The sequence below is a fragment of the Paenarthrobacter sp. YIM B13468 genome, assembly GCF_042788025.1.
In the GTDB taxonomy this organism is placed as follows: Bacteria; Actinomycetota; Actinomycetes; order Actinomycetales; family Micrococcaceae; genus Arthrobacter; species Arthrobacter aromaticivorans.
Map to the genome: position 1 here is coordinate 118,436 of NZ_JBHZPI010000015.1, position 14,178 is coordinate 132,613.

The following is a 14,178-nucleotide window of genomic DNA, read 5'->3' on the forward strand; positions in this document are numbered from 1 at the left end:
CATGTCCGCCCTACGAGAATCCCTTGGCTTCCTCACAAGCCGCCTCCGCCAGGTTGGCATCTTCGTCGCCCTGATCCTGATCGTTATCCTCTTCCAGGTCTTGACCAACGGCATCCTGCTTGAACCGCAGAACGTCAGCAACCTGGTGGTCCAGAACAGTTACATCCTGATCCTCGCCATTGGCATGGTGATGGTCATCATCGCCGGCCACATCGACCTCTCCGTCGGATCCATCGCCGGGTTCATCGGTGCTGTTGCCGGCGTGATGATCGTGCATTGGGGCTGGGCGTGGTGGCTGGCCATCCCGGCTTGTCTCCTGGTGGGTGCCCTCGTGGGTGCCTGGCAGGGTTATTGGATTGCCTATGTGGGCATTCCCGCCTTCATCGTCACCCTGGCCGGCATGCTCATTTTCCGCGGCCTGACGCTCATCACCCTGAAGAACCAGCAGATCACCCCGTTCCCCAACGAGTTGCGGGCGCTCGGTGGAGGCTTCCTCCCCGATATCTCCGGGGGCACATCCGTACTGGAATGGCTGACCGTGATCCTGGGCGTTGGCGGCACCGCAGCCATCCTCTTCCAAGCCATCAAGGAACGCCGGGTCCGTCGCAAGTTCAACCTTGAGAACGAGCCGATGGCATGGTTTGCGGTCAAGAACGGCTTCATTGCCGTGCTCATGCTCATCATCACGTTCCTCCTGGCAAGCTACCGTGGAACCCCGATCGTGCTGATCGTGCTGGCAGTCCTCGTGATCCTGTACTCGGCATTGATGAATAACAGCATCTTCGGGCGCCACACCTACGCCATCGGTGGCAACCTGCATGCGGCAGAGCTCTCCGGCATCAAGACCAAGAAGGTCACGTTCAGGCTCTTCGTCAACATGGGCGTCCTCGCCGCCCTGGCCGGCTTGGTGTTCACAGCCCGACTGAACTCTGCCCAGCCTGCAGGCGGTACCGGCTTTGAACTTGACTCCATTGCTGCCGCCTTCATCGGTGGCGCGGCAGTCCAAGGCGGCATCGGTACCGTTGCGGGAGCAATGATCGGTGGCCTCATCATGGGCGTCCTGAACAACGGTATGTCCATCCTCGGCCTGGGAACCGACTACCAGCAGCTCATCAAGGGCCTGGTTCTCCTCCTTGCAGTCGGCTTCGACATCTTCAACAAGAACCGGACGGGTGCTGGTGGAGGATCCTCGATCAGCCGCCGCTTCAAGTGGAAGACGACGCCTCCGGCAACCGAAGCTACGAAGCCTGCCAAGACTGAACCTGAGCGGGTAGACGCCAAGTAGCAAGAACCCCTGGGATTGGCCCGCATCCCGCTCCGAGACTGAGCTGTCCTGCTCAGAGTGAAGAACCGGATGCGGGCCAATCCTGCCTAAGCCCGCCATACGAATCCATAAAGTGAGGTGCGGATGTCTCCCGGGGCAACACCGAACAGGCCACCCGTCATGGGGGACGTAGCCAAGTTGGCCGGGGTCTCGCACCAGACCGTTTCCCGTGTCCTGAACAACCACCCCAATGTCAGCGGCAAGACCAAGGAACGCGTGGAATCGGCAATCGCCAGCCTTGGATACAGGCGCAACACGGCGGCTCGCAGCCTGGTGACGCGACGGTCCCGGACCATAGGCGTGCTGGCCTGCGAAACCGGTCAGTACGGACCTGCCAACACCTTGCTCGGAGTCGAACAGGCGGGCCGGGAAGCAGGCTATTTCGTCAGCATCGCCAACCTCCGCGAAGTGACCGGCGATAGCATCAACGACGCCATCACCCATTTTCGCAACCAATCCGTGGAGGGGGTAGTCATCCTCGTCCCGCATCCGGATGTCCTTGCTGCCCTTCGTGACGTCGTCGTCCCGTTTCCCATGGTGGCCGTGGGCGGCGGAACCGGGAACCAACTGACGGGTGCTTCACTAAACCAGCGTTTGGGAGCGCGGTTGGCAGTGGAACATCTCATCGGGCTCGGTCATCGCCACATCGGACACATTTCCGGTCCGCCGCACTGGATTGACGCGGCTGAGCGCATCAAGGGATGGCAGGAGGCTCTTGGCAACGCCGGCTTGGAGGCCCACGTTCTTCTCCAAGGGGGGTGGGATGCGGCCTCGGGATACGAAGCAGGCCTGGCGCTCATCGAACAGCGCAAACGCGACGATCAGCCTCCTGTCACCGGTGTCTTCGTCGCGAACGACCAAATGGCTGTGGGAGTCCTCCGCGCCCTGCAGGAAGCCGGGTTGCGGGTCCCCGAGGACATCAGCGTGGTGGGTTATGACGATCAGCCTGAAGCTGCGTTCTTCCTGCCGCCACTGACCACCATCAAGCAGGACTTTGAAGAACTCGGCCGCCGTTGCATGTCCGCGGTACTCCAGCAGTTGGATAGCGAAGCAGGCAACGAGGAGCAGATCGTGAATCCCAGGCTGGTTGTTCGTTCAACGACAGCTGCCCCTGCGCTTAGCCCCGCTCGGTCGCCACTAAACTAGAAGCCATGACTTCCACCAGTACCCCTGCAGCAGACACTGCCACCGCCCGTGCCCGCCTTCTTGAACTCATCAAAGAGTTGGCGGTGGTTCGAGGAAAGGTGATCCTCTCCAGCGGAAAGGAAGCTGACTACTACATCGACCTCCGCCGCATCACACTGCATCACGAGGCGTCCAAACTGGTGGGCCAGGTCATGTTGGCTATGATCGACGACGCCGGGATCGCGGTTGAGTGCGCTGGCGGACTCACCATGGGCGCCGACCCCGTGGGTACCGCTGTCATGCACGCCGCCGCTGACGCCGGCCGCGCTGTGGACGCATTCGTTGTCCGCAAGGCCCAGAAGTCCTACGGCATGGGACGCCAGGTTGAAGGTCCTTCGGTGGAAGGCCGCAACGTGGTTGTCCTCGAGGACACGTCCACCACCGGCGGGTCCGCACTGACCGCCGTCGAGGGCGTCCGTAAGGCCGGCGGCAAGGTGGTTGCCGTCGCCGTCATCGTGGACCGGGACACCGGCGCCAAAGAGAAGATCGAAGCCGAAACCGGCGTGCCCTACCTCTTTGCCTTCGGCAAGGACGAACTGGGCCTCAACTAGGGAGTTTGTGTACAGGGCGACGCCCCTAAAAGCGTATTTTAGGGGCAGGAACTGCGCACAAACTACGGGGCTGTAAGGCAGTGCCCGCGAAGCCTATGCTAGCTGCGTGGACGTTCAAGTAGGGAAGCTCCAGGCTCCGCCGGAGGTGAACGAAAACCTCCCGGGCGCGGGCTCTGCCATGCCCGGATCCGTCTCAGGGGATGCTGCCGATCCGGCTGACTGGGCTCGGATCCTGCCCAACGTTTCGCGGATAAAGCGGACATCCCGACGCAACTTCCTCATCACTGCAGGGGTTTCGCTGGCGTTGGCAGGAGACATGCTGTTTACCCGGCGCGTGCAGGCCGAGCGGCGCGCCACCAAGATCCTCCGCGTCCCGGATTCGTACTCGGATCTCTACTTTCCCAAGGCCAGTTGGATCCTCTTTCCCGGGTACAAAACCAGCTGGGAAGAGGCACAGTGGATCCTGAACTCACTGCGTCCTGCCCTGCACCAGCGCGGCCGACTTGCCGCCGTCGGGTATTCCAACCTTGGCCTGGACGTTGACGAGATCGTCCGCGAAGTCATTCTTCACGTGCGCGAACTGGGGCTGGAGAAGCTGTATTTCTATGGCCACAGCTTCGGTGGGATGCTCGCCACGCAAGTTGCCGCCCGTCTGCTGGAGCTGCATGGTGTGGAGACCCAGCTGATCGTGCTGGATTCCAGTCCCTTCAGCCGCGCTGATGTGCTGGATCAGAGCTGGTTCGACGGCGTGGTGTTCCTTTATGAGAATGGCTTCCGCATCCCGTCAGTCCTGCGTGGCGGCTACGAACTGGGGGAGCGCGTGGTCCACAAGGACGAGCGCACTTGGCGGCAGATCCTGGACCAAAGCCTGGAGCAGCTCTCGCCGATCGCCCCGTCCAGCGTGCTGATCCAGACGGAGTCTGCGTATATCTACCACTTCGACGGCTTGCGTTTCGCCGGCAAAATAGGCTCGGCCAAAATGGCATTCCTCGGCAACTCCAAGGACAACACGGTCAACTACGAGTCCGCGCGGGCGGGGTGGAGCAAAGTCTTCGCGGCGAACATGAAGCTCCCCGTGCTGAGCACGGAGGGTGCGCGGCCAGCACACGCCAGCCCGCAGTGGAGTGCCGATGTTTACCGGCCCCTGTTGGAGCGGGTCCAGAATGAGCTGGAACCGCTGCCGCCTGCCCCCCAGGAGCCGTCCTACCAGGAGCCAAATGGACGGGTTATCCGGCCGGCCTAGGTTTTGCGTTGCTGGGGCCGTGGCTTCCTGACCTTGTTTGACTGTTTTCGGGGCCGCAATCAGCGTGAATTGGTTGTTTTTTGGCTCCCGCGGCGTCAAAGAGGGTCAGGAAGCCTTATTCAGTCCCCAGTGCTTCAACCCCGCAACGCGTCAACCTCGACGGCGGTGAGGCCGGCCTCGCGCAGGAAGCCGCGGGCGTCTCCGAACTCCCGCGCGAAGCCGACCAGGAAATGCCGGATCGCCGCTTCCGGGCTCTGCAGGATCATGAGGTCGGGGCTGAAATATTGTGCGGGCGTGGAGGGGACGTGGAGCCGCCACGTTTCGGCCATGACCTGCAGCAGGTTCGGAAGGTTGCGCGTGGTGGCCGTGTAATCCTTCACTACGGCCTCGTCCGATTCACCCGCGGCCATGAGCGCGATCGCCGAGACCACGCCGGTCCGGTCCTTGCCCAATGAACAATGAACCAGTGTGCGCTTGCCTTCCGCGACAGGACGCAAGGCATCGGCAACCCACTCCGGCCGGACGCGGATCCAGCCCAAATACAGGTTTCCCAGGTCCTCCGGCGTCTGCACTGCCTGCAACGAACCCGCCACAGCGTTCGGATCCAACGGGTTGTGGATGAGCTCGACGCCGGGCGCGGCGACGGCGGTACTCCCGCCACCGCCGTCGGGCTTGGTTGCATTCAAAGGGGCGGAGCCGTTTGAAACCAGCCACGGAACGAAGGACCGCTCGAGCTCGCTGCGCAAGTCCATGATGGCCTGGATGCCGTGCTCCGCCAGGAATCCAGATGTCGCGGCAGCATCCAGGCCAAACGGTTGGCTCCCCCTCAGTATCCGGCCACCGGCCAGAGGACGGAGGTTGAGCACAGCCATGACGGGACTCCTTTGGCTTTAGATCTGGCTCTTGAGATCGGCCACGGAGCTCAGGATCTGGTTGGGGCGGAACGGGAAGGACACGATTTCCTCGCGCTGGGTGATGCCGCTGAGCACCAGGACGGTGTGGAGCCCGGCCTCCATTCCTGCCACGATGTCGGTGTCCATGCGGTCGCCGATCATGGCCGTGGTCTCCGAGTGGGCGTCGATCTGGTTCATGGCCGAGCGGAACATCATGGGGTTCGGCTTGCCCACGATGTAAGGCTCGCGGCCCGTTGCCTTGGTGATCATTGCCGCGATTGCGCCGGTTGCCGGCATGGGGCCGTCCTTGGAAGGACCGGTGGCATCAGGGTTGGTCGCGATGAAACGGGCGCCGGCAAGGATGTGGCGGACGGCCATGGTGATCGCTTCGAAAGAGTAGGTGCGGGTCTCGCCGAGCACCACGAAGTCGGGTTCCGTGTCCGTCAGGATGAATCCGGCCTCGTGCAATGCGGTGGTGAGGCCGGCCTCGCCGATGGTGTAGGCGCGGTTGCCTGAATCAGAGGACTGGACCTGGTCCTTGAGGAACTGGGCCGTGGCCAGCGCCGACGTCCAGATGTTCTCCTCCGGAACTTCCAGCCCGGACGCGCGGAGGCGGGCTGCGAGGTCCCGCGGAGTGAAGATGGAATTGTTGGTCAGGACCAGGAAGCGCTTGGATGTATCCACCCAGCGCTGGATGAGCTCGGCTGCACCCGGGATTGCCTGGTTTTCATGAACCAGCACGCCGTCCATGTCCGTGAGCCAGCATTCGATTTCGTGGCCGTTCCGGTAAACCGATGCGGACGTGTGGGGCGAGGATTCTTCTGCCATATTTGCCTCCGGCTGGGATTGGTCATGCACTGCTTCCCAGTCTTTCATCATTCGAGCGGCTAAACATCCTTGGCATTCCGCTATGTGGGTAGTTCTACCCATGTGGAAAACCGCTGTGACTTGCCCGGTACTCGACGGACTGAACTACGCTTGTTCCGGCGCAGGCGTGCCACCACCGTGGGTCGGGGGATCGACATGGTGGATTTTTTGTGTCGCCGCACTTCAGCAGGTCCCCACTACTGGATCGATAACCGGATATCCCCAGATACGCCGGTACTCAACACGTTTGAAAGGGCCTGTCATGAGCAACAACAATGGAGTGCCGCAGCCTCCGTACAATCCCGAGGGCGTGCCGCAGCCACGCTACGACTCCGGGCAGGGGCAATACCGGCAGTATCAGCCGGGCCAGACCCAGCCGATGTATCAGCCGGAAGGGCAGGCGCAGGAAGGCCAGACGGAGGCTTTCCCGACACAGCCGGCGCCCACCCAGGCTTTCCCCGCGCAACAATTCCCAACCCAGCAGGGGCACGTTGACGGCGAGTTCGCGGAAACTGTCCACCGCTACCCACAGGCGCAGCAGGGTCAGCCTGGTTTCCCGCCGCCGGGCAGCGGCTACCCGGAGCAGCAGGGCAGCGGCCAGGCTGGATATCCAGGCCAACCGGGCTACCCCGGCCAGCCCGGCGGACCCAGCCAGGGCCCGGGTGACCACAACAAGAAGGCGCTGTTCCTGATCCTCGGTGGAGTCGCCGTCGTCGTGATCATTGCGCTGGTAGTTGTGTTCGCATGGTTGATTCCTTCGGTGACCAAACCGGTGGCCGTAGAGAGTCCCGTGCCTTCGGCCAGTGCCTCCGACGAAGCGTCGGACGCGGCAGCCGAGCCGTCCGATGACCCGTCTGCGGAGCCCTCTGGCGACGCAACCGCCTCCTCCGAGATTCCGGATGGTGCCATCCCGCTGCCCAGCGTGTGGGAAGAGTTCGCCGGCCCGACGAATGTTCCGGCCGACGGCGACCCGCTGTTCAGCAAGTGGGTCACGGGCGAATCTTCCTTCCAGTACCTGGCCGAGTGGACCCACGACGAATCCTTCGGAATCACCAAGGACCCCACCACCGGTGAGGAAATTCAGAAGAAGGCCCAAGGCACCGTGGAGGCGGACGGCGACGGCATTGCTCTCGCATATGCATTCTTCGCCGAGTCCGACGAAGGCAAGTTCGGCAAGGATCCGAAAGAGATCAAAGCCGCGATCGAAGATATCGAGGCCCGGTACAAGGGCATGACTGCCACCGAGCTGCCCCAGAACCTTGTTGGCCACAAGTGCACCTCGGATTTCAAGACCTCGATGCCCGAGATCCGCGAATTCCGTCGTGGCGCTGCCGTGGTCATTGGATTCACCTGCACCAACGCGCGTGGGGAAGAAATCCAGGCAGTCAACCTGTTCTCGGTCACACCGTGGGGAACGCCGCAGATGCTGGGCGTTAGCGGGCACAAGACCTATTGGGACGCCCACCCTGGCCTGATGGAGCAGCTGGCCAACTCGTACCGCATCAACAAGTGGAAGATGGTCTAGCCGGCGGGCAAAGAGCAAAGACCGGGCAGGGCTAAAGTTGAGGGGTGACTGACCTTCCCCCCAACACAGCCCTGCCCACCCCTGCCCATTCCCCTGACGGAACCGTGGAAGTTGACAGGACAATGGCAGAAGGCGGGACTGAAGCGAAACCGGAGGTCGGCGTCGGACCCTGGGAAGGCGAGTGGCCGGTTGGCGAGCACTGGGACCCGGACCTGCTCAGGGATGGTGACCGCCGCAATGTGGTGGATAAGTACAGGTACTGGAAGCACGAGGCGATCGTCGCGGACCTGGATTCCAAGCGGCACGAATTCCACATCGCGATTGAGAACTGGCAGCACGACCTCAACATCGGCACGGTTGTGCGCACAGCCAATGCGTTCCTCGCCAAAGAGGTCCACATCATTGGTCGACGCCGGTGGAACCGTCGCGGGGCGATGGTCACCGACCGCTACCAGCACGTCCGCCACCACCCCACCGTCGAGGAGTTTGTCCAGTGGGCGCAGGTTGAGGGGCTTGCCGTGATCGGCATCGATATCTTCCCGGATTCCGTGCCCCTGGAGACCTACGACCTCCCGGAAAAGTGCGTCCTGGTGTTTGGGCAGGAAGGCCCGGGCCTCACACCCGAGGTCCATGAAGCCGCTATTGCTACGTTGTCCATTGAGCAGTTCGGCTCGACGCGTTCCATAAATGCTGCCTCTGCTGCGGCGATCGCGATGCACGCCTGGGTTCGCCGGCACGTGTTCCAGCAGCCTGTCTAACTCCCGCCGAGATGGCACTTAATGACAATCCAAGCGCGCTCGGATTGTCATTAAGTGCCATCTCGCGGAGCGCAGAACATCTGACCGCCGGTTCCTTCTCTGTGCGTGCATCGGACAAAGCCGGTGTGACCCGGTCCCGGACCCGTGCCAAGGACTTGTTGCTGGTATCCCGGGGAATCCGGATGCCGGCCGAGTCCGGGGCTTCCGGGTCATCCGCTTTGAGGGCTTACACGGACCTGGACGATTCCTCCACCCTGGTTTCCTTGTCGGCCGCCCGGATCTGGGATGTCCCCTTGCCGGGCAACTGCAGCGGGGATTGGCGCATTCATCTGGCCCGGCGGAGGGGGTTCAGCTTTCCCCGGCGAGTCAACGTGGCCGGACACCTCCTCACCTTTCTTCCGGAGGAGGTGCTCGAGTACGACGGCGTCAGGCTCACCTCACCCGAGCGGACGTGGCTGGACTTGGCCGCGCTGTTGCCCTTGGAGGATCTGGTCGCAGCGGGTGACCACCTTGTGTGTTCGCACGGCCCGGGGTTTCCCATGCCCAAGGACGCGCTGTGCAGCATCGAGGAGCTGACGGAGATAGTGCGCCGTCATCCAGGCATGCGCGGCGTGCGCAAAGCCCGCGCAGCACTGGAACTCATTCGTGTGGGGGCGGATTCTGCTCCGGAGACGCTGATGCGTCTGGCCTTGGTCAATGCGAATCTGCCGGAACCCGTTCTCAACCACATTGTCCGCGATGCCCTTGGCCAGCCAGTGCTCTGGCCGGATGCCGCATACCGCGAGTTCAGGGTCTCTCTTCAATACGACGGCCAACATCATGGCGGCGCGGACCAGCACCTCAGGGACATCGAGCGGCAGGAAAAGTCCCTCGCCCACGGCTGGCTGGAAGTCCGGATCTCCAAGCAGGACCTCCAAGGTGAGAGACCCGTCGTCGTGCATAAGGTCCGCCGTGCGCTCGAAAGCCGCGGCTGGCGTGCGAGGTGACACTTAATGCCAATGTCAGCGCGCAGGATTGTCATTAAATGCCAACTCGGCGGAAGTGTTAAGAGCCCCAGTGACCCGAAACACGGCGTCCCGGCGGATATCGCTAGGATGGGAGCTAGCCGTAAGCGGTCTACTCCAGGGTTACCAACCCACAGACGAATTCAGCATAGGAGTCACCATGCCCATTGCAACCCCAGAGATTTACTCCGAGATGATCGACCGCGCAAAGGCTGGCGGATTCGCTTTCCCCGCGGTCAACGTGACGTCGTCGCAGACTCTGAACGCTGCGATCCGCGGTTTCGCCGAGGCCGAATCCGACGGCATCATCCAGGTTTCCACCGGTGGCGCAGCCTACTGGTCCGGCGCTTCGGTCAAGGACATGGTTGCCGGTTCGCTCGGTTTCGCAGCGTTCGCCCGCGAAGTTGCCAAGAACTACAACGTCAACATCGCCCTCCACACGGACCACTGCCCGCAGGACAAGCTGGCCGATTTTGTCCTCCCGCTGCTGGCAGCTTCCGAGGAAGCAGTCAAGGCCGGCAAGGACCCGATCTTCAACTCGCACATGTGGGACGGCTCGCACGAGACCCTCACCGACAACCTGCGCATCGGCCGCGAACTGCTTGAGCGCGCAGCTGCAGCGAAGATCATCCTTGAGGTGGAAATCGGCACCGTCGGTGGCGAAGAAGACGGCGTTGAGAACGAAATCAACGAGAAGCTCTACACCACCACCGAAGACGCTCTCGCTACCATCGAGGCTTTGGGTGCCGGCGAAAACGGCCGTTACCTCACCGCCCTGACCTTCGGCAACGTGCACGGCGTGTACAAGCCGGGCAACGTCAAGCTCCGCCCCGAACTGCTCAAGCAGATCCAGGCCGAGGTCGGCGCCAAGATCGGCAAGGACAACCCGTTCGACCTCGTGTTCCACGGCGGCTCGGGCTCCACGGAGCAGGAAATTGCTGACGCTGTTTCCTACGGCGTCATCAAGATGAACATCGACACCGACACCCAGTACGCGTTCACCCGTCCGGTTGCCGGCCACATGTTCTCCAACTACGACGGCGTCCTGAAGGTGGACGGCGAAATGGGCAACAAGAAGACCTACGACCCCCGCGTCTGGGGCGCTTCCGCCGAAGCCGGGATGGCCGCGCGCATCGTCGAAGCAGCCCAGCAGCTCGGATCGGTCGGCAAGACGTTCTAATGTCCGACGAATTCCGGAAGAACCTGATGGGGCCGGAGCCCACGCTCCTGCCCGCCGAAACCGAGATCTACCAGCACCTGGCTCTCGGCAAGGAAGCGCTGGACCTCGTGGAGAAAAACCCCACGTCGTCTCTTCTGTGGGCAATCCTCGCCGAGGAAGCCTGGGCTGAGGGCCGCACCATCGACTCTTACGCGTACGCCCGCGTCGGTTACCACCGCGGCCTGGACTCCTTGCGCCGCAACGGTTGGCGCGGCGTCGGGCCCATCCCGTGGGAGCACGAGCCCAACCAGGGCTTCCTGCGCGCGCTCTACGCGCTGGGTCGTGCCGCCGCTGCAATCGGCGAGCCCGAAGAGCCCGAGCGGATCGAGAAGTTCCTCAACGACTCAGACCCGAAGGCCAAGGCAGCGATCGAGGCCAGCTAAGGCCTGCGCTGCTTAAGCAAACGACGACGGCGGCCCTCACCAAAAGGTGGGGGCCGCCGTCGTCGTTAACCCGCCCAATTAGGTCGCATTTGTGCGCGTTTCGAGCGCTCAAAACGCGCACAAATGCGACTCAGTTGGGTGCGAAGCGCGGGCGTCCAAGGGGGACCACCAGCGGCGTGTGCGTCACGGGGTCCTGGATAATCCGGCAGGGCATGCCGAACACTTCCTCCACAAGTTCCTCAGTGATCACCGAGGCCGGAGCACCCTCGGCCACCACCTCGCCATCCTTCATGGCGATGATGTGATCGGCATAGCGGCTTGCATGGTTGAGGTCGTGGAGCACGGCGACCAGCGTGTGGCCCTTGTCCAGGTTCAGCTCGCGGAAGAGTTCCAACAGCTCGATCTGGTGGGCGATATCAAGGAACGTGGTGGGTTCGTCCAGGAGCAGCAGCGGGGTTTGTTGTGCAAGGACCATGGCCACCCAGACTCGCTGCCGTTGGCCACCTGAGAGTTCGTCCACCAGCCGCCCGGACAAAGACGCGACGCCGGTGGCCTCCATCGCCTCAACAACTGCGGCTTCATCATCGGCGCTCCACTGGCGCAGGAATTTCTGGTGCGGATACCGGCCGCGGGCCACCAGGTCCGCCACGGTGATGCCGTCCGGCGCGATGGATGACTGCGGAAGCAGCCCCAAACGCCTCGCGAGTTCCTTCGCCGGCAGCGACGTCACAGACTTACCGTCCAGCAACACCTCTCCGCTGCGGGGTTTGATGAGCCTGGCAAGGGCGCGCAGAAGGGTGGATTTCCCACAGGCATTGGGCCCCACGATCACGGTGAACTGCCCCTCGGGGATCCGCACGTTGAGGTTCTCCGAGATGACGCGCTGCTCGTAGCCGATGGTCAGCGCTTCAGTGTGCAGTTGCGGCGCAGAAGTAGTAATCATGATTTCCCTGCTTCCCTGGCCAGCAGCCAGACGAGGTAGATGCCACCGATGCAGACCGTCACTACGCCTACTGGAAGCTGGATCGGAGCGAACAAGCGCTGTGCCGCGAGGTCACTGGCCACCAGCAGGAACGCGCCCATCACAGCCGAGGGAACCAGTGTGATCCCGGCGCTTCGGGACAGCCTGCGGGCAAGCTGCGGTGCAGCGAGGGCCACGAACGCGATGGGACCGGCCACGGCGGTGACGGCAGCCGTAAGCGCGACGCCAAGGACCAGCAGTAACAAACGAGTGGGTTCGGCCCGGACGCCCAAGGCGCGTGCGGCGTCGTCGCCCATTTCCAGGAGTTGCATCCGACGCGCCACCGCCAGCGTGGCCAAGGCAACCACAACAACTACGACGGCGGCAGGCGCCGCTTGCTCCCACGTGATGCCGTTGAGGGACCCAGCTCCCCAGACGGCTGCTGCCAGCGCGGCTTCAAGCTCTGCCTGCAGGATGAGCCAGTGATTGAACGCGGCGAGCATCGCACTGATGCCGATGCCCACGATGATGAGCCGAAAGCCCTGCGAACCCCGGCGGTAGGCCAGCAAATAGACGGCCAGTGCGGTGAGGATGCCGCCAACCAAAGCACCAACTGCGATCCCGAGATAGCCAGTGCCAAGGGTCAACATCACGATCAGCGCTCCGGTGTAGGCGCCTGTGTTGAAACCGATGATGTCGGGGCTGCCCAACGGATTGCGGGTCATGGACTGGAAGATGCCGCCGCTCATTCCCAAGGCCGCACCGAACACCAGTGCCGACAAAACCCTGGGGAGCCGCCACTCCATCACGATTGTCTGCGCGAGTCCCGGTGCATCACCGGTAAATGCCTGCAGAACCTGGGGCACGGTTACCTCGAAGTCGCCGGTGGTGAGTGAAACAACGGCCACGGTGAGGGCTGCCAGAAGCAAGGGGATGGTTACGAGGATGCTCCGGACATCTAGCCGGACACTCAGGGAACGGCCGCGGTTATGGAGCAAAACAGTGGGGCGGCCGAAATCGATGCGGCTCATAGCCCGCTCACTTTCCGGCGCCGGGCCAAGGCGATGAGCACCGGGGCACCAATAAACGCTGTGACCACGCCAACCTGGAGCTCTCCGGGAGCCGCGATCCTGCCCACGACGTCCGACACCAGAAGCAGGATGGGGGAGAGCAGCACGGTGGTGGCCATGATCCACCGCTGGTCCGGGCCGACGATCCAACGGGCTACGTGCGGAATCATGAGACCGACAAAACCGATTGCTCCCGCTCCGGCTGTGGCAGCACCGCTGAGCAGGGTGATGGCTACGACGCCCAGGACCCTGGTGCGGTTGACGTTGGCACCAAGGGAAGTTGCCAGATCATCGCCCAGCGCTACGGCATTGAGCCCGCGGACGCAGAAGAGCGCGAGGAGGAGTCCGGCCCCCATGAAGGGGGCAACCGTGAGGACAGACTCAATGCTGCGGGTGTCCAGCGAACCGATGCTCCACGAGCGCAGGTGATCGAACGCCTTGGGGTTCAAGAGTGTCAGGCCCGAGCCGATGCTTGTGAGCACAGCGCCCAATGCAACGCCGGCAAGGGTGAGCCGGATGGGGTTCACCACGTTCCTACCGGATGTGCCGATGAGGTAGACGGCGGCTGTGGTCAGGATGGCGCCTGCGAAGGCGAACCAGATGTAGCCGCTGAGTGAGCTCACTCCCAGCACGCCGATCGCGAGCACTATGGCAAAGGACGCGCCGGCATTGACGCCCAGGATTCCGGGATCTGCCAAGGGATTCCGCGTAATCGCCTGGATAAGCGCTCCAGCCACGCCCAACGCGATTCCGACGGCGATGCCCATCAGCGTTCGCGGCAGCCGGTTCTGGAGGATGATGGCGTGATCGGCGATCTCCTTTGGATCTGTGAATGCCTGCAGAACGGTGGGCGCCGGGATGAACTTCGCGCCAACGCCCAGGCTCAACAGTGCTGCACCAACCAGCATTGCCGCTGCGACAGCCAGGAAAAGAATCCTCCAGCGGGATTTATTGACGACGCCGGAACCCGCCTTCGCCGTTCGCGGAGCGATAGCGGGTGGCTGGTCATCTTGCGGCTGAGCAGCAGGAGCCGTCACTTGGGACACAACAGAGAACCATTCCAGGAGGGGCGGGGCGGTAACGAAACGAGGGGCCTTTCCGTGACTGTTGTCACAACGTCACAGAAGTGTGCCCTAATTAGGTTAGCCTTACCCAGTGAAAAACGACGATTCTGTAGTAAAGCGACGCGGGCTCT

Annotated in this window: 14 protein-coding genes; 9 read left to right on the forward strand and 5 right to left on the reverse strand. The window is 62.8% G+C overall.

The features are described 5' to 3' along the window. Window position 1 precedes the first annotated feature (1 nt). The 4 genes from mmsB to ACFX4T_RS15425 all read left to right on the forward strand — a co-directional run bounded on the left by mmsB (window position 2) and on the right by ACFX4T_RS15425 (window position 4,303). Window positions 2-1,285, forward strand: coding sequence for a multiple monosaccharide ABC transporter permease (gene mmsB, locus ACFX4T_RS15410; RefSeq protein WP_377652599.1), 1,284 nt, complete (start codon window positions 2-4; stop codon window positions 1,283-1,285). Between the two features lie 159 nt (window positions 1,286-1,444). Further along, complete coding sequence (locus tag ACFX4T_RS15415; protein ID WP_377652600.1) at window positions 1,445-2,470, forward strand: LacI family DNA-binding transcriptional regulator; 1,026 nt, start codon at window positions 1,445-1,447, stop codon at window positions 2,468-2,470. 5 nt (window positions 2,471-2,475) lie between these two features. Next, the gene (pyrE, locus tag ACFX4T_RS15420; protein ID WP_377652601.1) at window positions 2,476-3,060 is read left to right on the forward strand and encodes an orotate phosphoribosyltransferase; all 585 of its coding nucleotides are present in this window, start codon (window positions 2,476-2,478) and stop codon (window positions 3,058-3,060) included. A 106-nt stretch (window positions 3,061-3,166) separates the two neighbouring features. After that, window positions 3,167-4,303: a thioesterase domain-containing protein gene (locus tag ACFX4T_RS15425; protein ID WP_377652602.1), complete on the forward strand. Its 1,137-nt coding sequence runs from the start codon at window positions 3,167-3,169 to the stop codon at window positions 4,301-4,303. Window positions 4,304-4,437: 134 nt separating this feature from the next. Here ACFX4T_RS15425 and ACFX4T_RS15430 read toward each other — a convergent pair whose 3' ends face one another. Both ACFX4T_RS15430 and ACFX4T_RS15435 read right to left on the reverse strand, forming a co-directional pair. Further along, window positions 4,438-5,175 (reverse strand): tyrosine-protein phosphatase, encoded by a 738-nt coding sequence (locus ACFX4T_RS15430; RefSeq protein ID WP_216922120.1) that lies wholly within the window; start codon window positions 5,173-5,175, stop codon window positions 4,438-4,440. Between the two features lie 18 nt (window positions 5,176-5,193). Further along, window positions 5,194-6,024, reverse strand: a complete 831-nt coding sequence (locus ACFX4T_RS15435) for an HAD-IIA family hydrolase (protein WP_216922814.1) — start codon at window positions 6,022-6,024, stop codon at window positions 5,194-5,196. Between the two features lie 301 nt (window positions 6,025-6,325). Between ACFX4T_RS15435 and ACFX4T_RS15440 the strand changes: the two genes are divergently transcribed. The 5 genes from ACFX4T_RS15440 to ACFX4T_RS15460 all read left to right on the forward strand — a co-directional run bounded on the left by ACFX4T_RS15440 (window position 6,326) and on the right by ACFX4T_RS15460 (window position 10,952). Then, window positions 6,326-7,588: a hypothetical protein gene (locus ACFX4T_RS15440; RefSeq protein WP_377652603.1), complete on the forward strand. Its 1,263-nt coding sequence runs from the start codon at window positions 6,326-6,328 to the stop codon at window positions 7,586-7,588. A 44-nt stretch (window positions 7,589-7,632) separates the two neighbouring features. Further along, complete coding sequence (locus tag ACFX4T_RS15445) at window positions 7,633-8,346, forward strand: TrmH family RNA methyltransferase (RefSeq protein ID WP_377652604.1); 714 nt, start codon at window positions 7,633-7,635, stop codon at window positions 8,344-8,346. 11 nt (window positions 8,347-8,357) lie between these two features. Next, a complete protein-coding gene (locus ACFX4T_RS15450; RefSeq protein WP_377652605.1) occupies window positions 8,358-9,332 on the forward strand; it encodes an endonuclease domain-containing protein in 975 nt (324 codons plus the stop codon). Window positions 9,333-9,510: 178 nt separating this feature from the next. Further along, window positions 9,511-10,530: a class II fructose-bisphosphate aldolase gene (gene fbaA / locus ACFX4T_RS15455; RefSeq protein WP_216922110.1), complete on the forward strand. Its 1,020-nt coding sequence runs from the start codon at window positions 9,511-9,513 to the stop codon at window positions 10,528-10,530. Then, a complete protein-coding gene (locus ACFX4T_RS15460; RefSeq protein ID WP_216922107.1) occupies window positions 10,530-10,952 on the forward strand; it encodes a DUF3151 domain-containing protein in 423 nt (140 codons plus the stop codon). Before fbaA ends, ACFX4T_RS15460 begins: the two co-directional genes overlap by 1 nt. Window positions 10,953-11,082: 130 nt before the next feature. On the opposite strand, the gene ACFX4T_RS15465 is transcribed toward ACFX4T_RS15460, so the two are convergent. From ACFX4T_RS15465 to ACFX4T_RS15475, 3 genes are read right to left on the reverse strand one after another with little or no spacing between them, the layout of a single operon-like run. After that, the gene (locus ACFX4T_RS15465) at window positions 11,083-11,895 is read right to left on the reverse strand and encodes an ABC transporter ATP-binding protein (RefSeq protein ID WP_377652606.1); all 813 of its coding nucleotides are present in this window, start codon (window positions 11,893-11,895) and stop codon (window positions 11,083-11,085) included. Beyond that, complete coding sequence (fepG, locus tag ACFX4T_RS15470; RefSeq protein ID WP_377652607.1) at window positions 11,892-12,944, reverse strand: iron-enterobactin ABC transporter permease; 1,053 nt, start codon at window positions 12,942-12,944, stop codon at window positions 11,892-11,894. Before fepG ends, ACFX4T_RS15465 begins: the two co-directional genes overlap by 4 nt. Beyond that, window positions 12,941-14,029 (reverse strand): iron chelate uptake ABC transporter family permease subunit, encoded by a 1,089-nt coding sequence (locus ACFX4T_RS15475; protein WP_377652608.1) that lies wholly within the window; start codon window positions 14,027-14,029, stop codon window positions 12,941-12,943. The genes fepG and ACFX4T_RS15475 overlap by 4 nt, the downstream gene beginning before the upstream one ends. Window positions 14,030-14,178: the final 149 nt, after the last annotated feature.